This window comes from Timaviella obliquedivisa GSE-PSE-MK23-08B (assembly GCA_019358855.1).
Taxonomy (GTDB): domain Bacteria; phylum Cyanobacteriota; class Cyanobacteriia; order Elainellales; family Elainellaceae; genus Timaviella; species Timaviella obliquedivisa.
The window spans coordinates 98,233-122,249 of the sequence record JAHHII010000011.1 but is presented as its reverse complement, the minus strand read 5'-3'; the positions used below and the strand labels follow the sequence as shown (position 1 = coordinate 122,249).

The window sequence follows — 24,017 nt, the reverse complement described above, 5'->3', positions numbered from 1 at the left end:
CTGGTGATGGCGTTTGCATTAATGTGACATGGCTACTATTAACGATCACTATCTTAAGCTTAAAGCAGGCTACCTATTTCCCGAAATTGCTCGACGGGTCAACGCTTTTGCAGAGGCAACCCCTGACGCAAAAATTATTCGGCTGGGCATTGGCGATGTCACCGAGCCTTTGCCGGAAGCCTGCCGGACTGCCATGATTAAGGCTGTAGAAGATATGGGCGATCGCGCTACGTTCCAGGGCTACGGCCCTGAACAGGGCTTTGCTTGGCTGCGAGAAAAAATTGCCGCTCACGATTTTCAGGCGCGGGGCTGTGAGGTGGATGCCTCGGAAATTTTTATTTCTGATGGCTCTAAGTGCGACTGCGGCAATATTTTAGATATTTTTGGCAGCAATAATGCGATCGCCGTTACCGATCCGGTTTATCCCGTTTATGTCGATACTAACGTCATGGCAGGACATACTGGAGATGCCAACGATAAAGGCGAATACGGTGGACTTGTCTATCTACCCATCTCTGCTGATAACAACTTTACCGCCCAGATTCCTACCCAAAAAGTAGACCTGATCTACCTCTGTTTTCCCAATAACCCGACAGGCGCAACTGCTACGAAGGCACACTTACAAGCCTGGGTTAACTACGCTAAAGCCAACGACTCAATTATTTTCTTTGATGCGGCTTACGAGGCGTTCATCACCGATCCAACCTTACCCCACTCTATTTACGAAATTGAAGGAGCCAGGGATTGCGCGATCGAGTTTCGATCGTTCTCTAAAAATGCAGGATTTACGGGGACGCGCTGTGCTTTAACCGTTGTGCCTAAAACCCTGAAGGGCAAAGCCGCCGATGGCTTAGAAGTGGAGATTTGGAAGCTTTGGAACCGTCGGCAGTCTACTAAATTCAATGGAGTCTCCTACATTGTTCAACGGGGGGCTGAAGCGGTTTATTCAACTGAAGGACAGCAACAGGTCAAAGGTCTGGTTAACTTCTACATGGAGAATGCCCAAATTATCCGTGAACAACTGATCGCCGCAGGAATTAAGGTCTATGGCGGCGTAAATGCGCCCTACGTTTGGGTGCAAACGCCTAATGGCTTATCAAGCTGGGACTTTTTTGATAAGCTGCTGCAAACCTGCAACGTTGTCGGTACTCCTGGTTCTGGATTTGGCGCTGCGGGAGAAGGTTATTTCAGGATTTCGGCATTCAATAGCCGCGACAATGTGAATGAAGCCATGAAACGGATCACGGAGAAGTTTATGACCTAATACAGGGCTTTCTCGTTCATAGCGATCGCTATAATACCCGTTCTGAGGCGATCGCTAGGAGTGAGGAAAATAAAGATCATGATTAAAGGGGTATGAGTGTCGTAGTTTAGTAGTGTCAATGTGCCATGACGACAATTCCACTTGTGGCTAAACCTATTAGTCAAATCAATTTAGCTCCTGGCAGTGTTGCCACATTGGTGAATGTGAGTTGGCAAGAATTTGAGGCGATTTTGCAGGAATTGGGCGGGAAGCGGCGCTCAAGAATTGCCTACAGCAATCAAATATTGGAAATTATGTTTCCCCTACCTGAACATGAAATTCCTAGGGATTTGATATCAGATATTGTCAAGGTTTTACTAAAAGCCACAAACCAGCGCTTTCAGCCCTTCGGCTCAACCACTTTTAAACGAGAAAACTCGGCAGGGGTAGAGCCAGATGCTTGTTTTTACATTCAGAATTACTAGCGCATGATTGGTCGGCGACGGCTGCAACCAGACGATCCGCCACCCGATTTGGCGTGCTGCTTCGCAGATACCGCAAGGGTCGAAGCTGATGTTACCTCTAAAACCCTCTAAAACGAAGTTAGATGCTTACGAGGCGATCGCCGTTCCTGAACTGTGGATTTTTGATAGCGGCAAGCTCACGGTCTACGGTTTAGAGAGCGGAAAATATGAAGTTTCCCAAACGAGTCCTCTGTTTCCTGATTTGGCGATCGCCCAACTCGTTCCGGCTGCGGTAGAGCGAGCCTGGCAGGTTGGCAATTTGCAGGCACTAGAAGAATTAGAAGCGCAGATTTTGGCTTGAAAAGTGAATATTTATTCTAGGTTGGAATGAGAAAGACAAGCCTCCCTTAAAATTCCCGTATCCGGAATAATTAAGCAGGGACGTATGGGAGCAAAAAAGCGCATTGGAATTCTAACCAGCGGCGGAGACTGTGCTGGACTAAACCCAGTGATTCGAGCCGTCGTTCATTGTGCAGTAGGCGTTTACAATTGGGAAGTGTTAGGAATTCATCAGGCAACGATGGGGTTAATGACATCGCCACCGAAATTTACACCCATGAATGTCGGTGATGTAGATGCTTTATTAACCGCAGGCGGAACGATTTTAGGAACGACAAACAAAGGTAATCCATTTGCCTATCCCATGCCCGATGGTACTTTGCGCGATCGCTCTGAGGATATTATTTCTGGCTATTATCAACTGGGGTTAGATGCCATTATTGGCATTGGTGGCGATGGAAGTACCGCTATTCTGCGAAGATTGGCGCAACAGGGAAACTGGAACCTCGTAGCCATTCCTAAAACCATCGATAATGATGTAGGTGTAACAGAGCGTTCTATTGGTTTTGACACTGCTGTGAACGTTGCAACTGATGCCCTCGATCGCCTTCATTTTACAGCCGCCAGTCATAGCCGCGTCATTATTTTAGAAGTCATGGGACGAGACGCGGGGCATATTGCGCTGAATGCTGGGATTGCTGGGGGAGCAGATATTATTCTCATTCCTGAAATTCCTTACACGATCGAAAATATTTGCAAAAAGATTAGCGATCGCCAAGCCGCTGGCAAAACCTACTCCTTAGTCATTGTGGCTGAAGCAGTTCGGACTGAAGCTGGAGAACCCGTCATTAACAAAAACGCGATGGGGCAAAATCTTCTGGGTGGCATCGGTCAATATCTTGCCGATCGCATTTTTGCCTGTAGCGGTGCCGAAACTCGCGTGACTGTTTTAGGGCATTTGCAGCGAGGCGGTACGCCTTCTCCTCTCGATCGCCTCCTGGGAACTGCGTTTGGAGTAGCAGCGGTTGAGTTAATTGCCAAGGAGCAATATAATCGCATGGTCACCTGGCAAAATCGAGAAATTGTCAGTGTGCCTATTCAAGAGGCGATCGCCCAATATCGCACCGTTGATCCTAATGATGCACTGGTTAAAACTGCCCGACAAATTGGCATTTGTTTAGGAGATTAGGGCACATTCAGTACGAAATACCCGTCCCTTTTTATGAAGTGGACATTAGACACGTAGCGACACCAAACATGACAAACAAACGAATTTTGTTAATTAATGATGAACAGGGCTATTCTGCAAAGCCTTATTTAGAAACGTTTGGCGGCTGGGATGTCATGACGGCTCATTCTGGACGTGAAGGCATGGGCACTGCTCAAACTGAAAAGCCTGATGCGATCGTTCTGGATGTCCGCAACTCAAAAACGGATGGGGTGGGGATGTTTCATCAACTTCAATCTCACCCCACTACTCAACCCATTCCTGTGTTGCTGCTGACAACGGCACTGCACACTCAAATTCGAGCACAGTTTGCCCAACTGGGCGTTAGAGGACTGACTTATACGCCCTACGAGCCTGCAACTTTAGCCACTGATATGGCAGAAAGTTTAGGATGGTAAGTCTTGATGAATCTAAATCAAAGCCCCTTTCCTTTAGGAGAGGGGTTGGGGAGAGGTCTATCAAACTGCGTAGCCGAATAAACCTAAACGCCTAATTTCTAACCAGGTTGGAAGTAAAACGCTGCGCCCAAAATCACGTAAGTTGCTAACAGTAGTACGCCTTCCAACCAGTTAGACTTGCCATCTAAACTAATTAAGTTAGCAACTACGACTGCAACCACGACCGCCACAATTTCAAACGGATTAAAGTTTAAGTCCATTGGATATCCCATGGCTTGCCCGACTAGCACCAGTACTGGACCAATCAACAGCGCTACTAGCAAGCTTGATCCCATGGCAACCGAGACGGAAAGATCCATATTATTTTTAAGTGCCACACCTACCGCTGTCACATATTCTGCTGCGCCGCCTACCATGGGTAACAAGATCACGCCCGTAAACAAAGGAGTTAATCCTAGTCCTTTGGTCGCTTCTTCAACCACGCCGACAAAAATCTCCGACTCATAGGCGACGGCAAGCGTCGAGATTGTTAAAACTCCAATCCAGAGCCAAAGGTTGGGCTTGTGGTCGCTATGTTCTCCTTCTAGTTCAACAATTCCGACTTCGTATAGGTAGTTGTGGGTTTTTAGGGAGAAAAACAGCGTCATGGCATAAACGCTAATCAGCACGATCGCCACCACAATTGAGAGCTTTTCAACAGCCGCCGTTTCTACTTGCCCCGACGCATAAAATGCCATGGAAGGTAGAATGATGGCGATCGCCGCTAACGTCATTGACGAGCCATTCACCCGCGCCACAATGGGTTTGAACTCCTGCTCTTTGTAACGCAATCCGCCCAAAAACATAGATAGCCCCATTGCTAACAGCAAATTACTCATAATGCTGCCCGTAATGCTGGCTTTTACAATATCCAGTAGCCCTGCTCTGAGTGCAACCAAGGCAATAATTAACTCTGTTGCGTTGCCAAACACTGCATTCAGCAATCCGCCCACCGAAGGCCCTGTCACCACGGCAATTTCTTCAGTCGCTGTACTGAGCCAAATTGCCAGGGGAATAATTGCTAATGCCGACATGACAAAAACAGGCATTACTCCCCACTCCAACTGTTCAGCCGCGATCGATAGGGGCACAAAAATCAGTAGCCCAATGGAAAAGATTTTTTTGATTGACATAGAAGACCAGGGGAAAATCTATCGCAATGTTAGCTGTAATGTTAACGGAATATCCCGATGGCAAGATTAGCCCTTCATCTAAATTCTGATTGGAAAGTTGGATGAAGGACTTTCCATCTAAACGCGACTAAATTTTTAAGCCCGGTAGCTCAAAACACGGATCTGAGTTTCGGAGGGCAGATCACCTTTACCCAGAGAAATCGTATCGCCACCCACCCGCTGTATTGGCGTGCCTTCCATTACCTTGAGAAAATCATCAAGGGGCAAAATATCGCAAGCAGTTTGATCGGCGGCATCGGTACGATATTGGGTTGGAATAACTATCTTGGGACTAAGAGTGGCGATCGCTGCCTTCGCTTCATCAGGCGTAAAAGCCTTGGCACCATTGCCCACAGGCAACAGCAACACATCTGGGCGACCCATGAGAATCTGCTGCTCTACCGTGACCGGAGCCGCTGCCCCGCCCATGTGCAAAATATTCAACCCACCCTGATTCCAGCGCCACACCACATTCATACCAAAACGCTTGCCGCCAATATCATCATGGTCAGTCTGAATGCCCTGCACCTGCATTCCCGTGAACTGATACGCCCCCGATTCAGCCAAAACCCTAGGACTGCCTGGTAATCCTTCTGTCACGCCCTCATCAAACAACCGACTGCTAATCATCACCAAATCTGAGGCGACTTGGGGCGATCGATAGCCCTTAGTGCAACCAATAGGACGGAAGGGATTTACTAAAATGCGGCGACCGTCTCCGGTAAACAGAAAACAGGTGTGACCCAAAGATTGAATCGTCACGGAGCTAGTTTGGGTTTGGGCTTGGGCAGATTGCGATCGATCGATCATGCCGATGCCTAACGTAGTCAATACACTGGCTCCTGTATATTGAACAAACTGTCGTCGCTTCATGAGGCTCCTCACATTTTTGGAAAGTCACCCAGGCTTTAAAAAGCGGTGGGTATAAAAGGCAATTTTACGCTGTCAGGGATCACGGGTGTCAATTAACCCAAGCACTTGTCGTCTTAAAGAGTCTAAAAGGTGATCGGTGAAGCCCTGAACTGGGATGATGGAGCAATTTGCTCAAGGTTTCAGGTTCTGAGCCTCGCCTTTGGAGTAAAAAGGCTGATGATCGGAAATTAAAAGTAAGAGTTTTGAGCAAAAAGGCTGATGTTTTGAGTTCTAAGATGCAATGGTGTGGTTTGAAATGGCGTTAGCGAAGCTCTCTAAAGGAATTGCCTCATTTGGAACATGACTGTTGGTGTCAGATGCTTGTTCCTGCCAAGTTGAGACGAGAAAATTGCTGGTATGAAGTTACCTAACTGCGATCGCAGCCTCGATCGCCCTACTATCGATGAACAAAAGTTGAGCAATCTTGTAGACTGAGCAGTTAATAATTCCGTACCATTCAGCCGATCGGAAGTCGTAGGCTAAGTTGGCTCAAGCAGAATGGGTTATTTCTTGAATCAGGCTATCAGGAGTCATAATTGGCAATGCTGCTTCAGCAAAATCTTGGGCATTGCGGGTGACAATGGCATCCAAGTGATTGATCACAGCAGTACTGTATTGGATTGCATCTTCAAAGTCTCTAAAATTTACGGTTAGCGCCATTAAGATTACCGTCTGATCCACCAGTGCAATTTGGCAAACGCTCACCAACCGATTCAGGAAAGTGAGTGTCCAGTTGTGTCCCCGTTGTTTGCGAATGATGTAATACAGATCGCTAAAAGTTGAAGCAGAGACATAACCCTGAAATTGTTCGAGCAAGAGAAAAATTTGTTCACTTACTTGCCAGAAAGGAGGTCGTTCAAGTGCATAATCTAAAATAATGTTTGTGTCGAGTAGAACTTTCACAGGTCGTATTTCTCTTTCAACGCTTCCCATCTAGCTTGATCTGGGTCAAAGTCTGGAGGTGCAGGCTCAGTGTTTTCAAATAAATCTTGGAACGCTTTTACAATTGTCTTTCTCTTTTTAGGAGGTGTTGTTTGTGTCTCCTTAGAAGAGGCAACCTTATCATCTGTGAAAGAGGATTGTAAGACGATGACTTCCACCTCACCAGGAGATAAATTGATCGGCTCCGTAATATTTAAATGACCTGATTGATCGATCGTTCCTTTGAGTTTGTAGGCTTGCATCGCTCCTCCTGATAGAAGTTTCACAGATTATACTTCTTTGAATTGATCATACTGAACTCGATCGCTTCCCAGACTAAGAGTAGGAGCGATCGGATCCGTGAACTGAATAGCAATTCCTCGGAGAGCCTTGCTAACGCCCTTCTTGCTAAATGGCGATCGCAGGTTGCCGAATCGCTTCCAAAAAGTTCTGCAAAATCTTCTTGCCCGATGTCGTCAGTACGCTTTCTGGATGGAACTGAACGCCTTGGATGTGGGGAAAGTCCCGGTGACGTACTCCCATAATGGTGCCGTCATCCACCCAAGCCGTAATTTCTAAAATATTGGGGCAGGTTTGCTGTTCAATCACGAGGCTATGGTAGCGAGTCGCCGTCAGTGGATTTTCTAGCCCTGCAAATACGCCGACTCCTGTGTGATGCACCTGAGAGGTTTTGCCATGCATTAATTCGGGTGCAGTGGTAATCGTGCCACCAAAAACCTGACCAATACTTTGGTGCCCCAAGCAAACGCCGAGGACAGGAATCGTTGCTCCTAAAGACTCAATCAGTTGCAAAGAGATACCCGCATCATTGGGGCGACCGGGCCCTGGCGAAATAACAATGCCATCGGGCTGTAGGGCTTGAACTTGTTCGAGGGTGATTTGGTCATTGCGATAAACCCGAATCTCGGCTGCAACTGATAGCTCTGCGCCTAACTCTCCAAGGTACTGGACGAGGTTATAGGTAAAGCTGTCGTAGTTGTCGATGACGAGAATCATAAAGCGGCGAACCAGAGGGGAAAGTTGGTTTGAATCAGCGCTAGAAGAGGAGGCAGCATGAGAGTAGCTCCGACCAAGACGGCAAACATTGCCGAGAGCAGGACGGCTCCAGCAGCACAGTCTTTGGCTATTTTAGCGAGTTCGTGGTAAGTCTGGCGAACTGTTAAATCGACAACAGATTCGAGGGCGGTGTTGAGGAGTTCCATCGTCAGGACGGAGCCACAAGTAAGGGTAATAATAGCGATTTCAACGGGGGTAAGCTGGAGGAAAATGCTGAGGGCGATCGCCATTGACCCTACGAATAAGTGAATCCGAAAGTTTCGTTGAGTTTGAAATGCATAGGTTAGCCCAGCCCACGCATACCCAAAGCTCGTGAATAAGCTAGATGCAACTCGCCAAGATAGAGTACGGCTGCCCGCTGCCGGAGCCGGGAGCAGTTGAGCTTCTAAGGATTGGGGTTTCGTTGAAAGTTCTTGGGTCATGAATACTATGGCGACAGCTTTAGGGATTGCGGACTGAACATCAAACATTCAATACGTTAAAGGTCTTAGATGATCAAACCCACTTTTAAGAAGTGAGACCCACCCTATTGTTGGTGAAAACTGAGCAATAATTCGCGAAGATTTCATGAAAAAATAATGATACATGACAAGCCTCCGTATTAGAAGTCCTTTCTTCAGCGAATTCTTTCCTCAGTAAATGGGTGGTATGACTCCAACTTGCTGCAAAAGCCATGATTGTTTCTGTAGCATGGCTAGCAATTGTTCTTCGGTAGGGTGATCCCAGCCCACAAGATGGAGAAGAGCATGGGCAGCTAACCAAGCTAGCTCTTGCTCAAGAGTATGACCTTGTGCCTGCACCTGAGCCGTTTCAACTGAGATCACGATATCTCCCAAATAAAGTGGTTCATCGATCGCCTCTAATGTAGGAGAACTTACCTCAAGCGCAGCAAACGCGAGTACATCGGTGGGCTGATCTTTCTGCCGAAATTGGGTATTAAGTGCCTGAATTTCAGAATCATTCGTCAAGCGCAGGCTAAGCTCGTAAGCTTGAATGGGAGAAAGATCGAGATGCAAGCTCTCTAACCAATAGCTAAACCAAAACTCCCAGGTTTCGGGAGAAATAGGTGAAGCAGTAGTATTATTCCCATCCTGGTTTTCTTCTGCACTTGTACTCAGGAAAAAGCAGTCCTGAATGACCACTTCAACCCGTATGGGTAACATTTCTGATGAAGTAGGTGAAAGATTTTCTAGCAATTTGGTTAACCCCATCTTTGCTGGAGGCGATCGTTTAGCAAGTTGATTGGTTAACGGGTTAAATAGGCAAGCCCAACCAGGAGGGCAAATAACCCGATCGCCGAGAGGGCAAAGTGATAGAGAGACGTGCCGCCTTTACGCACCATGTTTCGCATTGCCAGTTTGACGTAGCTAGGAGGGCGATCGGTCGCAGCAGGTGTTGGCTCGCCTGATTCCGGTGAGACAGTAGGGGCGCGATCGATTGCAGGAGAAGGTTCAGTAGAAGGCTGGTTCATAGAGATTATCCTAGAAAAATCAGAATCAAAATAATTTGATGGCAAGTGTAAAAATCTTGTAATGATCTTTTCTAAGGTTACACAACATTTTCGACCATTTGGTTGCTGTGACGCAGACAAGTTTCGATAAAAGGGTCAAGTTCTCCATCCATTACATCGCCGATCGCTGTGGTTTCCATGCCAGTGCGCAAATCTTTGACCAGTTGATAAGGATGAAAAACATAATTACGAATTTGGTTACCCCAAGCCGCCTCGACAATATCTCCCCGAATGTCGGCGATCTCTTTAGCGCGTTGCTCTTGAGCGATCACCAGCAGCCTGGACTTGAGCAGGGCTAAGGCTTTTTCTTTATTGAGAAGCTGCGATCGCTCCTCGGTACAGCGCACTGCCAACCCCGTTGGCAAGTGAACCACCCGCACCGCTGTCTCTACCTTGTTGACGTTTTGACCCCCCTTTCCCCCTGCCCGCGAAGTCGTAATTTCGAGATCCTTATCTGGAATATCCAGGGTCACCGTATAGTCAAGCATTGGCATCACCTCAACGCCCGCAAAGCTGGTTTGACGCTTGTCATTGGCGTTAAACGGCGAAATTCGCACTAGTCGATGCGTTCCTTTCTCCACCTTGAGGTAGCCGTAGGCATATTTCCCATCAATTTCGAGCGTGGCAGATTTAATTCCTGCCTCATCGCCTTCTGAGCTTTCTAGCAGATGCACCTTGTAGCGATGGTCTTCTGCCCAACGGGTGTACATCCGCAGCAGCATCTCAGCCCAATCCTGAGCATCGGTTCCCCCTGCACCCGCATTGATCGTTAATATCGCCCCATATTGGTCATAGGGAGCCGATAAAAGCTGCTGTAACTCCCACTGATCGAGTTCTCGGCTGAGATGGGTAAGGTTAGTTTCAGCCTCCTGGAGGAGCGCTTCATCGGATTCTAACTCCAGCAACTCCAGGATGGCTTGTGCATCCTCAAGTTTCGCCTGCCACTGTTCTAACTGTTGCAGGTGAGATTTGAGGTCATTCAATTCCTGTAGAGAATTTTGTGCAGAGTCTTGGTTATTCCAAAAGTCGGGTTGTGCTGCGACCTGCTCTAGGTCTTGAATTTTTGCCGTGAGTGCGGGTACGTCAAAGATACTCCTGAGTTTTACTCAGGCGGCTATTGATCTGTTCGATGTCGCGTTTAATGTCTGAGGTTTCTAACATTCACTCGTTCCTTGCTTTATTCTTGCTGCTGCGTTCTAAATGGCTTGGTCTCATTTGAGCCAAAGCAGATCTATTATTGCTTAATTCTTCAAAATCCAGATCACTCCATTTTGAGGAACTGTCGCCACAATAGAATAATCTTTTCAATCTTAAGACCTCATAGAATCTCAATGCCGATCGAGCAACCCGAAGGTTTCGCTAATAACTGGGACTATCTTAAAACCGAGCTACGCTGGCTTGACCAAGTTTTAATGATGGCAGTGACAAGGCAGCGTAAAGAAAGCCATGACGTGGGGCGGGTGGCTCAATCGCGGGCAGATCGGGTGACGAGTCATTGGTGGAAAGGGTTAGTTTCCTTGGAAGGAGAAGTGGCTTATGACGAGCATCGACAACCCAGTGCTGTTACGAAGGTGAGCTATCAACAGCAGTTGGAGAGCCGGATTCAGTCGAGCCAGGATCGGGGCATTACGTTGGCGTTGCCTCAGTTGCGCGATCGCCTCAGTTTATCCCTCTTTGAAAAAAATGTGGTGCTGATGAGTTTGGCTCCTGAAATGAACCGTCGCTACGCGCGTCTTTACCGCTATTTGCAAGGAGAAGAGGCAGCCCATCAGACAGACTTACCCACAGTAGACCTGGTGCTGCGGCTCCTGTGTCGTAATGACAGCGAGTGGCGGACTGCTCGGGCAAAATTAACGGCTGTCTCTCCTTTGGTGCGGTATGATCTGCTCCATTTGGCAGGCTCGGTCGATACTTTTCTCAATCGTCCGGTGCAACTGACTGAGTCTTTGGTTCACTACCTGCTGGCAGAGCAACCGACAGACCAGGGTTTGGAATTATTGCTGCGCCCGTTAGCAAGGATTGCTCGTCCTCCTTTGCTCCATCAGAATGTTGATTCGGTTGAGTGGTCAAGATTGGTTCTGTCTCAGCCTTTACTGACTTCGCTGCAATATCTGGTGCAGCGAGTAGATGGCTATGCCCAAGCTGAAGAAACCTGGGGTTTTGACGGTTCTAACGCCTCGCTCTACCCACCCGGCGCGATCGCCCTACTGGTGGGAATGCCTGGAACGGGTAAGTCTTTGGCGGCAAGCGCGATCGCCCATGCCCTCGACACGCCCCTTTACACCGTTGATTTGAATCAGATTGAGCCATCGGACTATTTGCGTCTACTCGAAGAAATTCAGACCCAAGATCCAACAGTGTTGCTGGTGCAATCGGCTCGGCATTGGCTCGGGCGATCGCCCGCACTCTCGACCGCTATCCTTCACCAATTTTTAGCCCAGCGGCGAAGTCTACCGGGCGTGACGTTGCTGGCTGAATCTCGATCTGCCTCAATGCAGATATCGTGGCAGCGTCAGGTCGATCGGGTTCTAGTGTTTCCAATGTCAGGGGTAGACGATCGCCGTCGGCTGTGGCAACAGGCATTTTGTCCATCGGTGCCCCGAGACGAGATGGATTGGGATGGGTTAGCAACAGTAAAGCTGAACGGCGGAGAAATTGGGGCGATCGCCCATGAAGCCATTTTGTATGCAGCTGCAACTAATGCGCCCAAGCTCATAATGGAGCATATTTTGCACGTTCTGGGTCAAAAAGGAAAAACCTTAAAACCTCCAAAATCTGCTCTAAACAAGAGTAAGGCAAAGGCAAAGCAACCCAAAGCGACAGATAGAAAACGTCGTGCTAAGTCTAAGGATATTTCCACCTAGCCTGAGAGCTTACTCAGCGATCGCCGCCTTCAAACTGCGACAGAGGGTTTCGATCGCTTGTAGCCCTTGATCGGGTGAACCTTCTGCCAGGCGCTTAACAAATGCACTGCCCACAATGACAGCATCCGCACCCCATTCCATCATTTGCTTGGCTTGTGCAGGCTGAGAAATGCCGAAGCCAACGCCGATCGCTTTGTCGGTAACGCCTTTTAGTTCTGTGATGAGTTCTTGCACTCGGCTTTCGACTTTAATCCGCATTCCAGTCACACCTGTGACGCTGACCAAGTAGATAAAGCCCTGAGATTGGGCGGCGATCGCTTCTAGCCGTTCTTTGGGTGTGGTAGGGGCGACTAACAGAATAATTTCAACGCTGGCAGCGGCGGCGGCAGGCAATAGTTTTTCGACTTCTTCTAAAGGCAGATCGGGGATGACAATGCCGCTGGCTCCTGCTGCTGCAATGTCTTGAAAAAAGGCTTCGATGCCGCGATTGAGAACAGGGTTGTAGTAAGTGAAAAGGACGATGGGCGATCGCAATTTGGGGCTGACGATTTTTAGCATCTCCAGCACATTGTCTAGCTTTGTTCCTTGTTGCAGAGCGCGCGTGGCGGCAGCCTGAATGATGGGGCCATCGGCAAGCGGATCGGAGTAGGGAACGCCGAGTTCGATGATATCTGCACCGCTGCGATCGAGAATTTGAAGGGCGGCGGCGGTGGTTTCTAAATTGGGATCACCGGCTGTGATGAACGGGATGAGGGCACATTGTCCGCGATCGCGCAGTGAATTCATGCAGCTAGAAACTGAAACCATGCCGAAACCTAAAATAAAACGCTCCCCATTTTATCTTGCTTGGGTAAACACAGGGCGCTATTTCTACTGATTTGTGGGAGGTTGCTGTTGAGCTTTTTCAGCTTCTACATCGGCTTGCAATTTTTCCAGTTCTTCTGGACTCATTTCTTCGAGGCGTTTTTGCAGCACCGCATTCTCGTAGTCTTTAAGCTGCTGGTTGTAGGTCATATTTTGAGTTAGCGCCCGCGTGACATAGGTAATAATCCAGCCGATTAGCCCACCCACCAAAATAACTTGACTCCAAATGCCTGCATTGATGTTGTCTAGACCCACTTGTTGGAGGATTAGATAAATAGCGCCCCCTGCGGCAAAAAAACCAACAGCAATGGCGATCGCGTCAATTCGTCGCATATTGTCCTAACCCATCTGCCGAGGCAAAGGACGGAAATTGAGGAAAGGACTGATGAGCAGTAGCCCTGGGAAAAGGAAAAATACTAGAAAGTACATGAGGACTCGCTCAATGGAGCTAGCGATATACCAACGAGCTTTGAGGTAAAAAATGGTGGCTAGAGGCAGAACAAGAAGGTATGCTCCTGCCAGTAGGAGGTAAGCCAGAGGAACAATAGGAAGGGGCATAGTTTTAGCAATGAATAACTATGGAGTAGACTAAACTCCCCACATCTTACCGTTTAGTCAAGCAACCAAACAACTGCTCTCCAATATGAGGTTGAGATTTTTTGCAAAGCTGTGATTACCTTGAGGCATCGTTCTTTTAAGAGGATGTCTGAGAAGTATCAAAGATTCTTACACTCGCCCCCTAAATCCCCCATTTTGGGGGACTTCCGAGCCACTCCTTCTTCAAAGTCCCCCAAAATGGGGGATTTAGGGGGCGGATTGGATAGCAACCTAGACTTCTCAGACAACCTCTAATAGGGCTGCCGAAGTCACAAACTGTCTGAAAAAATCTTGTGTAGTTCGATCGAGGTGTGGAACCCTTCCTGAGGAATATCGATCTGAAAGCTCATCACTTTCAGGAAATTCCTATGCGTCGAACCGCTCGCTTTGTTTTGAATAGCACGATCGCGCTTTTCTTCGTGTTAGTTAGTACGCTGACAGTTCAGTTGATTATTTCCGCCCCTATGCCTGTAGGTGGACAAGTCGCAGGGCTACAAATTCAATCTGTCTTCATTCCAGGGCGATCGCTTTCTTGTACCCAAGCTGGACAGCAGCATCAGTGCCAGATTTCGCTGTTGAATCGTCCTCTCGAACTCACGATGACATCAACATCCAGTGAGGTAAAGCAGTGCCAAATGTCCTATGCGGGTCAAACAGCGGGCTGCAATGGATATTTTCATGGGCTGATTATCGGAGGTTGGCAGCCTGTGGTTTCAACCGAGAGCAATTTGGGATTGAATGCTGAGCAAATGGCAAGTTTGAGAGAACAATATCCGCAGCGCAATTTCTTTTTACACTCAGTGGGAGAAGATAGGTTGTTGGGGCTAGCCACAGGAATTGCGATCGCAGCAGGTGTCCTGACTTTTCTCTTCGGTTGGCTGAACTTCTCAAAAGGAACGCTCTATTCTGCTATTGGATTAGTCGTGTTTGGAGTGACTTGGATGGCTTTAACCCTAATGATCTGGGGGCTTGGGTATGTTGATTAAGACGATCGCGTCTGTTTTCTACCGACCCTCTTTTAGAAAGTTGTAGGTAAACTTCGGAGCGATGACGGAGAATGATCAAAAACTAGGAAACATTAATTACCGTGGCGCAAGTTGTTTTAGAAAACGTTTACAAAAGCTTTCCCAGTCGTCAGAGCGGCAGAGTTTCTGAGGCGACGGCTGAGGCGGATTCTGTCGCCATTCTTCGACGCATTAATCTCAATGTAGAAGACGGCGAATTTATGGTGCTGGTGGGGCCTTCGGGCTGCGGAAAAAGTACGTTGCTAAGACTGATTGCGGGGTTAGAAACGCTGACGGGTGGCAATATTTGGGTGGGCGATCGCCAGGTCAATCATCTGCCTCCCAAAGAGCGGGATATCGCCATGGTGTTCCAAAGCTACGCCCTTTACCCGCACATGACGGTATACGATAACCTGGCGTTTGGGTTGCGACGAGCGGGTAGAAATCATTCGACAGGTCTGGCTCAGCGGGTATTGGCTCAGGCGAGCCACACTTTGCCTCGGCGTTGGCGCTACGAAACCGCAGATGAACGGGCGATCGCTCAGCGAGTTCAAGCGATCGCCGAAATGTTGCAAATCGAGATGCTGCTTGATCGCTTACCAAAGCAGTTATCGGGAGGACAAAAGCAGCGGGTGGCACTAGGGCGGGCGATGGCGCGCGATCCCCAAGTTTTTTTGATGGATGAGCCGCTGTCGAATTTAGATGCCAAGCTGCGCACCGAAACCCGAACTCAGATCGTCAATTTGCAGCGCAAGCTAGGAACGACGACGATTTATGTGACCCATGACCAGACTGAGGCGATGACCATGGGCGATCGCATTGCGGTGATGAACGCCGGACAGATTCAGCAAATCGCCCGACCGCTAGAGCTATACAATCAGCCAGCAAATCGCTTTGTAGCAGAATTTATTGGTTCTCCACCGATGAACTTTTTGCCGGTGCAGGTCAAAGCTCCAGCGACCCTCCAACATCCTCAGTTTCGGCTAACACTCCCTGGCATTTGGGAAATGGACTTGAGGCACTATGTCGATCGCTCTTTGTTATTAGGCATTCGCCCAGAGCATCTCCACGTCAGTGTTCCGGCTCCCAAAAATATTCCCATCCGCGTCGAGCGCGTCGAGGCATTAGGCAGCGAAACCTATCTGACGGCAAGTTTAATAGAGGCAGAAAATGATCCTGATGCGCCCCTGATTCAAGTGCGAACAGAGTCTGATCGGGTCGTGTCGATTGGAGAAACGCTTTGGCTATCGGTATCTCCAGAGAAAATACATTTATTTGATGTCGAGACAGGCGAGGCGATCGCTTCACCGCTCTTGGGTAGAACGGCGCATTAGGTGCTTTGTTCTTGAGCGATCGCCTCTAACTGGACGGGTACCTGTCTCCCTAGCTCTTCTTCAAGTCGGTACGCCTGATGAGAATAAAGATCCAGTTCCATCGAGCCGGGAAGATTCGCCATAAAACTTCTTGCCTGTTCTAAAGTGCAGCTTGAAAGCCTAAACAATAGGCTGCTGCAATCAAAAACATCTCCAGGCTTAAGCGCGCGCGCTATGGCTAACCGCCAGCGTTGGGATGGCAGCATGTCTCCATGCTCAATGCGGCGCAATCCATTGATAGAAGAGAGAATGACCAGGCGATCGCCCTCCGTCAACAACCGCTCATCCGGCGGCAGCAAAAACTTATCGGGGTCATACGCGGTGGGAGGTGTGACTTGGACTGTTTGATGGTAGACAGGCACAACGCCGTAGCCATACGCGACTTGAGCCAGAGTTTTGTTCACTAGCGTATCTGCTGTTCCTACCCGATATTCTGTGACCAAAATTGTCTGATGATTGAGCCGAAATAACCCCAGAATATTTTCGCCAAATGCTGCACTGGCAAAGGCTTCTGCGGAAAGGGCGTAGGCAGTGAGTGTTTTGGCATCGGGCAGCAGGTCGCTTAGGTTATTGCTGAAGCGTTGCTCGTAGGTGCGAACTACTAAGCCAATGTTGCGATGAATCTGCTGAGCAGCATTGCGGGCTAACAAAGCAACTTCTAGGTTCAGCATTTGGTCTTCGGTGACCACAATGACACTTTTGGCGGTGGCAAAGTTGGTGCGGGCAAGTTCGGTGAGAGGATTGCCCACCAGGAGCGGCATTTGGGTTTGTAGGTGAGGGTCGTCTAGTTGCTCTGCGATCGCCACAAACGGCTGCTTAAACTCCTTCAGCACTGCTGCAATGCGTTGTCCCACTCTGCCAAAGCCAACTAAAACAATGTGGTTTCGCTTTGGAATGGGCGGACGTTTTCTGAGGAAACTGAAGCGAGAACTGATTAAGGTATCAGTGATTAAACCAAATACTCCCAAAATAAATAGGAGGCTAATAGCAGTGATGAGCAGGCAAACCAACGGCACCCAGCTTGGAACTGCCACTTCTTCTGTCAGCCCTCCAAATAAATCGCCGTAGCCTCCGAGTAGCAAAATGGCTCCTGACGAAATTGCTCTTTCCCAGGTCATTCCTGGAATGTTGCTTTTAAGAATAACGGTGCCCAAGATCCATAAAAGCAGCGAGGTGGTCAGCCCTACTCCTACTACTAGGCGAGTCTGTTTTGCCTGTATCCAGCGCCAGAGCAAAGCAAGGCTGCCCCCCAAACCTCCTGTTTCCTGAATTTTTTGCCAGAGCGATCGCCAATTATTTTCTGGCACCGTCAATTCAATCGGTGATTTGCTTTGATCAATGAGTTCAATATAAGTCACCGTATCGCCGGCTCTAACCTGAGTGCCTGCTCGCCATTTATAAAAAGCACGGTTTGATGAGGTGCGATTCGTAACTGTCAGGTTGGCAGGAATATGACTGAGCAAACGATACTTCTGTTCATGCAGCAATGAATTTGCTGAAAACCCATCGAAGCGACGATCGTGGGGTTCGACTCGTTGCTCTACGACTTGTAATCGGCGATCGCCAATGTCAAAAAAGCCTAGAATTCCGGCTCCTAACCCCGCCAGCGTAAAAGCATTTGCAGGTAGCTCAGTTGGCTCAAACGTCAAAAAATCGCCCAATTGCTGTTTCAAAAGTTGGTTTAAGCTTTGGCGAGCGGAACGAACAATCAGACGGACTTTAGGGTTGAGCCGACGGGCGGCGATCGCTGCTTCAATGTTGACGCTCTCGTCGTTGGTGACCAGCAACACTGCCCGACAGTCCTGTATGCCTGCCCTCAGCAGCACCTGATCATCCCGGCAGTCGCCAATAATGGCAGGTTCATCAAGCAAACTGGGCAAGTCCTGAACTTCCCACTCCTGGGTGGCAAACTTCTCGATCGCCGTCACCCGAATTTCAAACTCCCGCAATGCAAATCGTTTGAGGCTGTAGACGCAGTATTGCCCTAGTCCTCCTAAACCGCAGACGAGGAAGCGATCGAGCGAGGCTTTAGAAGCAGTGGATGAAGTTGGCGAGGCAGACAGATCGCTTAACGGATCCCCTTCTTCACTGTCTTGCTCAATACTTTCTCTCAGATCCATCTGATACATCCAGACGGGAACTGGATTGTTGGCTTCGTAGGCATAGACCCGCAAAGTTTCTACTGCTTCAACTTGCAGGGTTTTCAGGGTGCGATGCACAAGAGCTAAGAGTCCGGTTTGACTCGGTAGCGTATCAGCTTTGAGGCGAACGTTGAGTTGATCTCCTTGCCAGTCGGCACTAGCAGTGGCATTTTTGCCTTGAAGTCCTCTATTGAGGAGCGTGGCGATCGCGCTAGGATCGCCATTTCGGCACAGTTCTAACAGGTTTGTTGGAGTCATGATGGAGCCAGCCTAGCTGCGATGCCAATCCGTTACGCTCCCTGGTTTGTCGATGAGCGTTACCCCATTGTCTTTTAGCTCGTCCCGAATGCGATCGGCTTCGACAAAATTCTTTGTCTGCTTCGCGTGATTCCGCGCCTGAATCTTTGCGTCAATTTCTGCATCCGACAGCGCACCTGAGCGATCGCCAGACTGCTCCTCTGCCTCAGGTTTCGCTTCCAGCCCTAAAACTTGCGCCAAGCAGACTAGCATCTGCCACTGCTGCCTCAACGCCTGGGGCTCAGTCGCCGTCTTGCCTCCATGAGTCAGAATATTGCCTTCTCGTTGCAAATCTTTTGCCAATTCAAATAAAACTGCTACCCCGCCAGGCGTGTTCAAGTCGTTATCCATTGCTGTCTGGAAGCGCTGAACCAATTCACTGTCCATGGCAATTCTCATAGCAGCAGGATCGCCAAACGAAAGATCTTGCGTGTCTGTCCAATCCAGTTTTTGACCCTGTTGATAGCCAAAAAGCAGTCCTTCTTTAAGGGTGCTCCAGCTATTTTGGGCAGAAGCGATCGCGGCTTCGGTAAAGTCCAGGGGCTTGCGGTACTGGGCTTGCAAAATAAATAGCCTGAGCGCCATTGGGTCTGACCCAGAATCTAAAAGTCGGCGAATGGTCGTGAAGTTGCCCAAGGATTTAGACATTTTTTCACCGTTTACATTCACCATGCCGTTATGCATCCAGTACCGCGCCAATGGTTTCTCTGTGACCGCTTCTGATTGGGCAATTTCATTTTCGTGGTGAGGAAAGACTAGATCCGTGCCACCTGCATGAATGTCGATCGTATCGCCCAGGCGATCGCGCACCATTGCCGAACACTCAATATGCCACCCCGGACGACCCGCTCCCCAGGGTGAATCCCAGGCAGGCTCTCCTGGCTTAGACCCTTTCCACAGCGCAAAGTCAAACGGGTCACGCTTCCGGCTCACTTCTGGGTCTTCCCCATCTAAGCGTCCACTCGCGCCTGCCTGCATATCGTCCAGCTTCCGCCCCGACAACTTGCCATACTCCGCAAACGATCGCACTGAGTAATAAACGTCTCCCGCCGCTGGGTAAGCATATCCCTTCTGCTCTAGCTCATGAATTAACCGCTTAATGCCGTCTAGCGTATGGGTCGCGCGCGGGTACTCATCTGCCTCCATCACATTCAGCCGCGCCATATCCTCAAAATATGCCTGAATGTAGTGCTCTGCCACTGCTTCCATAGAAGAGCCTTCTTTCTTAGCGCGGTTCAGAATCTTGTCATCAATATCTGTAAAGTTCTGTACATACCTAACCTCGTAGCCCCGCCAGCGCAAATATCGCCGTGCCACATCCCAAATAATGCAGGCTCTGGCATGACCCAAATGGCAATAGTCATACACCGTTACTCCGCAATAATACATCTTCACTTTGCCTGGTTCTAAAGGCTCGAAAGGTTCCTTGCGGCGGGTTAGCGTGTTGTAAAGCGATAGGGTCATGGCAATAAAGGCAAGCACAACGACTTGAAAAACTTAAGTGATCATAGGAATCAATCTCAAACGCTACAATAAGCAATCTAGACTTGAATCTAGACATTGCTGCTTAATTGCAATCTTTAACTATATATCCTGAACCCTACCCACTGCGCACCATGACATCAGCAGTTACCCCCAACCGTTCTACCCCAACCCCCAGCCCCATGGACGACGCTAAAAAAGGGCTGCCCGTCACTATCATTACAGGCTTCCTAGGCAGTGGAAAAACCACTCTCCTCAATCATATTCTGAGTAACCAAGACGGCATCAAAACCGCAGTTTTGGTCAACGAGTTTGGCGAAATTGGTATTGACAATGAACTGCTAATTACGACCGAGAACAGCGACGAGAATATGGTGGAACTCAGCAATGGCTGCATTTGTTGCACCATTAATAATGACCTTATGGAAGCCGTGTATCGAGTGTTGGAGCGATCGGACAAGATTGATTACTTGGTAGTAGAAACCACGGGCTTGGCTGATCCTCTGCCTGTCGCGCTGACTTTCTTGGGAACCGAACTCCGAGATTTAACTCGCCTCGATTCCATTGTCACGCTAGTCGATGCCGAAAATTACAGCGTTGATTTGTTTAACAGTGAAGCTGCATACAATCAAATCCTCTACGGCGATATTATTCTGCTCAATAAGACTGATTTGGTGGATGAGGCTGATTTAGACTCTCTTGAACTCAAGATCAGAGATATTAAGGAAGGGGCAAGAATTCTTCGTACTACGCAGTCTAAAGTGCCGCTGCCTTTGGTTCTGAGCGTGGGATTGTTTGAATCGGATAAGTACTATACTTCCGAGGAAAAGGGTCATGATGATCATGATGATCACGCCCATGATGATCACGCCCATGATCATCATGACCACCCTACTGAGAAGCCTGATGAGCACGACCATGCAGCGTTCGATCATGATCATGGACATTGTGAGCATGACCACGACCACGAGCAGCACCATCACTCCAATCATTTAGAAGTAGATGGATTCACGTCTTTGTCATTTCAGAGCGATCGCCCTCTCTCTATTAAAAAATTCCAACAATTCCTAGACCACCAACTTCCAGCTACGGTCTTTCGTGCCAAAGGCATTCTTTGGTTTGACGAAAGCCCCAAACGTCATGTCTTTCACCTTAGCGGTAAACGATTCTCGCTGGATGATACCGAGTGGACGAGTACGCCCAAAAATCAACTAGTTTTGATTGGGCAAGAACTAAATCATGAGCAGATCAAAGCTCAGCTAAATGACTGTATTTGCCTGCCCTCAACCCATCGAGGGCGTGGTTTCGGCAAATAAAGGTAACGGCTAACGATTTAAACTAACCTGCTCTAGAGGATATGCCAGAGATGCTGGGCACTTTAGAGCGGGTTGTTTGGGTAATAATCTCATAAGAATTGCTAATATAAAAAATATTTCTCTTCTTGACGACTTATATAAATAACTGTTAGTGTTAGTAAACATTTCGCAATATATTGACGCAGCCTACTAATCTATGACTTGTGTTATCGCTTTTGAATCAGATAGTTCTGCCTTGTGTGGCGATCGCTCTGAGGTATTTGTCAGGAGTCATGCATCTGCTCCCTCCCATGATTACCGATCCTCTTCACCTGTAACACTTTTCTGCGACTTCGACGGCCCTATTGTTGATGTTTCAGACCGCTACTACAGTACCTATCAACTTGGACTCGCTGAAATTCAAAGCTTCTATCAAACTGCTGGGATCTCTTTACCGATTCGCATTCTTAGTAAAGAGCAATTTTGGCAAATGAAGCAAGAGCGCACACCGGATGTAGAAATTGCTATGCGCTCTGGGCTGCAAGGTCAAGAGATTGATCATTTTTTGCAACGGGTAACCCAAATTGTTAACCAGCCAACTTTGCTGCACCAAGACCAACTCCAACCTGGCGTAAGATGGGCTTTGGCACTTCTCCAGGCACAAGGCGTTCGCTTGGTTCTTGTTACTCTGCGCTGTCAAGTCCAAGCGACTCAAATGCTGCAAAGTTATGGCTTAGCTCATATTTTTAGCGAAATTTGGGGTACGCAAGACTCAAATGCAGCTTACAGTAATCAGTCTGATCACAAAACTCAATTGTTAGGAAAAGCGATCGCCCATCTCTCTTGGACAAATCATTCACCTGCTCATGCTTGGATGCTGGGCGACACTGAAGCTGATGTTCTGGCAGGTAAAGCGATGAGCATTCCCACCATCGCCGTCAGTTGCGGTATTCGTAGCCACAATTATTTACAAAAACTTCAGCCCACGTGCATTCACACTGACCTCCTCTCAGCCGTCCACCATCTTGTGGATTCTAAGTAAACGGTCAATATTGGATGCCCTGTAGACGTTAAAAGCTTTGGTTCTTAAGTTTATTTTGCTGCGGCTGTACAACAGTCTCCACCATTTCCCACCAGCGGTTAAGCGGGTAGTAAACTGCGGGTGCCCACAAACTGCTTAAAATTGCAGAGCTTAAGGCAATTCGTTGGTGGTTTGTCCAAATCTCTCCTAATGTTCGATTCACCATTTCCGTCGAAGCAGCAGGGCTATGCCAGCTAAACTGAATCGCTGTGATAGTGGCAGCTAAAATTGCCATGCCGAAGACAATGAGGGAGATCGAGATAAAATCTTCTCTGACATAGCGCTGCTTTTGCAACCGGGCAGTCAAAAACCCTACCGCTGCCAAGCTGACGGCATGAGTTGGATTAGGGTAAGTCATACCATCTTGAATTAAACCTAGAACCAGTCCAGCGATCGCTCCTTCAAAGCCTGTCCGTTTAACGCTCCAGGCTACTACCCAGATCAGCAACCAATTAGGGCTGACTGATAGTAGCTCCATTCCAGGAAGTCGCATAGGCAAGATGAGCAAACAAATAAAGACTGAACCTACCGTTACTGCCCAGTTGATGGTTTGAAGCGTCCGGGGTTCCAACTTCGTAAAATTATTAATCAAGGACTATCACTTCCTTCCAAAGTGTCTGAAGAGGGCGGGATATCCTCAATGGGTGCAGGTAAAACAGGGATTGTTTCTACGGGAGCCATTTCTTCGATTGGGGAAGCCTCGATTGGGGCAGGCGAACTTGCTTCTGGCACCATCGGAGGACTAGCCTCAATTTCTGCCTCTGGAGGAGGCTGTGGGGATATAGAGGGTTCTGGCGGAGCGATCGCAGGCAACTCGGCTTCGGGTCGATTTTGAAACTGTTGGATGCTTTCTTGAGGAAGGTTATATTCGGTCAATTGAGTTTGAGGGGCACCCGAATCTTCCTCAAAACCGCTGGGTTTTTCAGGTGGTTGCGTCGCCTCTTCCTCTACGGCTCTAGCCTCAGCCACTTTAGGATTAGGGCTAACAATAACCCATTCTAAATGACTAATTGGTGCAGAAAGCTCGATTACAGCTTCGGGTGCTGGACTTTTGTTAAAGCTAATCGACTCTACAATCCCCACAGGCAACCCTGAGGGAAACAAGCGGCTTAGAGCAGAAGTCGTGATCACGTCGCCTTTGCGAACATCAGGGACTTTGTCAACAAAGACCATGATGACTCGATTTGCCGATTGTCCTCGAATGTAGCCCATATTACGCGATCGACTCACAGTTACGCCGACCTTGCTACTGGGATCACTAATAAGCAGAACTCGGCTGGTGTGAGGCGTTACTCCTACAACTCGTCCCACAATTCCACCAATACCTGAAACGATGAATCCGGGCTGAATGCCATCATCGCTGCCCCGACTCAGAATAATCTCTTGCCACCAATGATCCGAACTACGCCCGATCACAGGGGCAGTAACGCCTTTATCCGATCGCTTATCAACGTATTTAAGCAGCTTTTGCAATTCTCGGTTTTGGCTCTCTAGCTCTACCAACCGTTGTTCTAGCTCTCGTTCTCTCGGCGTTCCTGCCTGAGTAACTTGCGCCGAATTACGAACAAACGGCTGTGTCAGCCAACGGTAGGTTTCAAAAACAAGCGCCCCCTGAGTTTGTCGCATCAGCAAAGCGCTCCCTATTGCTAGGCTAATCAGTCCTAGCTTAACTCCATTGCGATCCCACCAACGACGTAATGCGTACATCCGAACTCT

The 24,017-nt window shown here is 48.5% G+C and carries 24 protein-coding genes and 1 pseudogene; 9 read left to right on the top strand and 16 right to left on the bottom strand.

The window, feature by feature from the left end:
* Positions 1–28 precede the first annotated feature (28 nt).
* The 4 genes and pseudogenes from KME11_17995 (at position 29) to KME11_17980 (ending at position 3,672) form a co-directional block, all read left to right on the top strand.
* On the top strand, positions 29–1,264 hold the full coding sequence (locus KME11_17995; GenBank protein ID MBW4517101.1) for an LL-diaminopimelate aminotransferase: 1,236 nt from the start codon (positions 29–31) through the stop codon (positions 1,262–1,264).
* Positions 1,265–1,389: 125 nt separating this feature from the next.
* Positions 1,390–2,068: pseudogene (locus tag KME11_17990) on the top strand (Uma2 family endonuclease).
* Between the two features lie 84 nt (positions 2,069–2,152).
* A complete protein-coding gene (locus KME11_17985; protein ID MBW4517100.1) occupies positions 2,153–3,235 on the top strand; it encodes an ATP-dependent 6-phosphofructokinase in 1,083 nt (360 codons plus the stop codon).
* Positions 3,236–3,303: 68 nt separating this feature from the next.
* Positions 3,304–3,672, top strand: a complete 369-nt coding sequence (locus KME11_17980; GenBank protein ID MBW4517099.1) for a response regulator — start codon at positions 3,304–3,306, stop codon at positions 3,670–3,672.
* Positions 3,673–3,770: 98 nt separating this feature from the next.
* Here the strand turns inward: KME11_17980 and cax are convergent, their stop codons facing one another.
* The 9 genes from cax to prfB form a co-directional block, all read right to left on the bottom strand.
* The gene (gene cax / locus KME11_17975) at positions 3,771–4,844 is read right to left on the bottom strand and encodes a calcium/proton exchanger (GenBank protein ID MBW4517098.1); all 1,074 of its coding nucleotides are present in this window, start codon (positions 4,842–4,844) and stop codon (positions 3,771–3,773) included.
* A gap of 135 nt (positions 4,845–4,979) precedes the next feature.
* On the bottom strand, positions 4,980–5,756 hold the full coding sequence (locus tag KME11_17970) for an MBL fold metallo-hydrolase (protein ID MBW4517097.1): 777 nt from the start codon (positions 5,754–5,756) through the stop codon (positions 4,980–4,982).
* Between the two features lie 528 nt (positions 5,757–6,284).
* Positions 6,285–6,698: a PIN domain-containing protein gene (locus KME11_17965; GenBank protein ID MBW4517096.1), complete on the bottom strand. Its 414-nt coding sequence runs from the start codon at positions 6,696–6,698 to the stop codon at positions 6,285–6,287.
* Positions 6,695–7,003, bottom strand: a complete 309-nt coding sequence (locus tag KME11_17960) for a hypothetical protein (protein MBW4517095.1) — start codon at positions 7,001–7,003, stop codon at positions 6,695–6,697. Before KME11_17960 ends, KME11_17965 begins: the two co-directional genes overlap by 4 nt.
* Before the next feature lie 121 nt (positions 7,004–7,124).
* Entirely contained in the window at positions 7,125–7,733 is a 609-nt protein-coding gene (locus tag KME11_17955) for an aminodeoxychorismate/anthranilate synthase component II (GenBank protein MBW4517094.1), read from the bottom strand.
* Positions 7,730–8,215, bottom strand: coding sequence for a diacylglycerol kinase family protein (locus KME11_17950; GenBank protein ID MBW4517093.1), 486 nt, complete (start codon positions 8,213–8,215; stop codon positions 7,730–7,732). Before KME11_17950 ends, KME11_17955 begins: the two co-directional genes overlap by 4 nt.
* 210 nt (positions 8,216–8,425) lie before the next feature.
* Positions 8,426–8,956 carry an rRNA maturation RNase YbeY gene (ybeY, locus tag KME11_17945; GenBank protein MBW4517092.1) on the bottom strand — a complete coding sequence of 177 codons (531 nt, stop codon included), beginning with the start codon at positions 8,954–8,956 and terminating at the stop codon, positions 8,426–8,428.
* Between the two features lie 83 nt (positions 8,957–9,039).
* A complete protein-coding gene (locus KME11_17940) occupies positions 9,040–9,264 on the bottom strand; it encodes a DUF3285 domain-containing protein (GenBank protein MBW4517091.1) in 225 nt (74 codons plus the stop codon).
* 77 nt (positions 9,265–9,341) lie between these two features.
* Positions 9,342–10,464 (bottom strand): peptide chain release factor 2 gene (gene prfB / locus KME11_17935; protein MBW4517090.1). Its coding sequence is split into 2 segments (ribosomal slippage): positions 9,342–10,388 and positions 10,390–10,464, totalling 1,122 coding nucleotides; the frame shifts between segments, so codons are not numbered across the junction.
* A 170-nt stretch (positions 10,465–10,634) separates the two neighbouring features.
* Between prfB and KME11_17930 the strand changes: the two genes are divergently transcribed.
* Positions 10,635–12,167 carry an AAA family ATPase gene (locus KME11_17930; GenBank protein ID MBW4517089.1) on the top strand — a complete coding sequence of 511 codons (1,533 nt, stop codon included), beginning with the start codon at positions 10,635–10,637 and terminating at the stop codon, positions 12,165–12,167.
* Positions 12,168–12,176: 9 nt separating this feature from the next.
* Here KME11_17930 and trpA read toward each other — a convergent pair whose 3' ends face one another.
* From trpA to KME11_17915, 3 genes are all read right to left on the bottom strand, one after another.
* Positions 12,177–12,974, bottom strand: a complete 798-nt coding sequence (gene trpA / locus KME11_17925; GenBank protein MBW4517088.1) for a tryptophan synthase subunit alpha — start codon at positions 12,972–12,974, stop codon at positions 12,177–12,179.
* 63 nt (positions 12,975–13,037) lie between these two features.
* Positions 13,038–13,364 carry a DUF3007 family protein gene (locus KME11_17920; protein MBW4517087.1) on the bottom strand — a complete coding sequence of 109 codons (327 nt, stop codon included), beginning with the start codon at positions 13,362–13,364 and terminating at the stop codon, positions 13,038–13,040.
* A 6-nt stretch (positions 13,365–13,370) separates the two neighbouring features.
* Positions 13,371–13,589 carry an NAD(P)H-quinone oxidoreductase subunit L gene (locus KME11_17915; protein MBW4517086.1) on the bottom strand — a complete coding sequence of 73 codons (219 nt, stop codon included), beginning with the start codon at positions 13,587–13,589 and terminating at the stop codon, positions 13,371–13,373.
* Positions 13,590–13,996: 407 nt separating this feature from the next.
* On the opposite strand from KME11_17915, the gene KME11_17910 reads away from it, so the two are divergent.
* Together KME11_17910 and KME11_17905 are read left to right on the top strand one after the other, a co-directional pair.
* Positions 13,997–14,614: a hypothetical protein gene (locus tag KME11_17910; protein ID MBW4517085.1), complete on the top strand. Its 618-nt coding sequence runs from the start codon at positions 13,997–13,999 to the stop codon at positions 14,612–14,614.
* A gap of 101 nt (positions 14,615–14,715) precedes the next feature.
* Positions 14,716–15,966, top strand: a complete 1,251-nt coding sequence (locus KME11_17905; protein ID MBW4517084.1) for an ABC transporter ATP-binding protein — start codon at positions 14,716–14,718, stop codon at positions 15,964–15,966.
* On the opposite strand, the gene KME11_17900 is transcribed toward KME11_17905, so the two are convergent.
* Complete coding sequence (locus tag KME11_17900; GenBank protein ID MBW4517083.1) at positions 15,963–18,404, bottom strand: NAD-binding protein; 2,442 nt, start codon at positions 18,402–18,404, stop codon at positions 15,963–15,965. The two genes, KME11_17905 and KME11_17900, sit on opposite strands and share 4 nt — an antisense overlap.
* 12 nt (positions 18,405–18,416) lie before the next feature.
* Complete coding sequence (gene cysS / locus KME11_17895) at positions 18,417–19,907, bottom strand: cysteine--tRNA ligase (protein MBW4517082.1); 1,491 nt, start codon at positions 19,905–19,907, stop codon at positions 18,417–18,419.
* Between the two features lie 152 nt (positions 19,908–20,059).
* Here cysS and KME11_17890 point away from each other — a divergent pair, with 152 nt between their 5' ends.
* Both KME11_17890 and KME11_17885 read left to right on the top strand, forming a co-directional pair.
* On the top strand, positions 20,060–21,241 hold the full coding sequence (locus KME11_17890; GenBank protein MBW4517081.1) for a GTP-binding protein: 1,182 nt from the start codon (positions 20,060–20,062) through the stop codon (positions 21,239–21,241).
* A 196-nt stretch (positions 21,242–21,437) separates the two neighbouring features.
* Positions 21,438–22,262, top strand: a complete 825-nt coding sequence (locus tag KME11_17885) for an HAD hydrolase-like protein (GenBank protein ID MBW4517080.1) — start codon at positions 21,438–21,440, stop codon at positions 22,260–22,262.
* Positions 22,263–22,290: 28 nt separating this feature from the next.
* On the opposite strand, the gene mreD is transcribed toward KME11_17885, so the two are convergent.
* Together mreD and mreC are read right to left on the bottom strand one after the other, a co-directional pair.
* Positions 22,291–22,890: a rod shape-determining protein MreD gene (mreD, locus tag KME11_17880; GenBank protein ID MBW4517079.1), complete on the bottom strand. Its 600-nt coding sequence runs from the start codon at positions 22,888–22,890 to the stop codon at positions 22,291–22,293.
* On the bottom strand, positions 22,890–24,008 hold the full coding sequence (mreC, locus tag KME11_17875; protein ID MBW4517078.1) for a rod shape-determining protein MreC: 1,119 nt from the start codon (positions 24,006–24,008) through the stop codon (positions 22,890–22,892). The genes mreD and mreC overlap by 1 nt, the downstream gene beginning before the upstream one ends.
* Positions 24,009–24,017 lie beyond the last annotated feature (9 nt).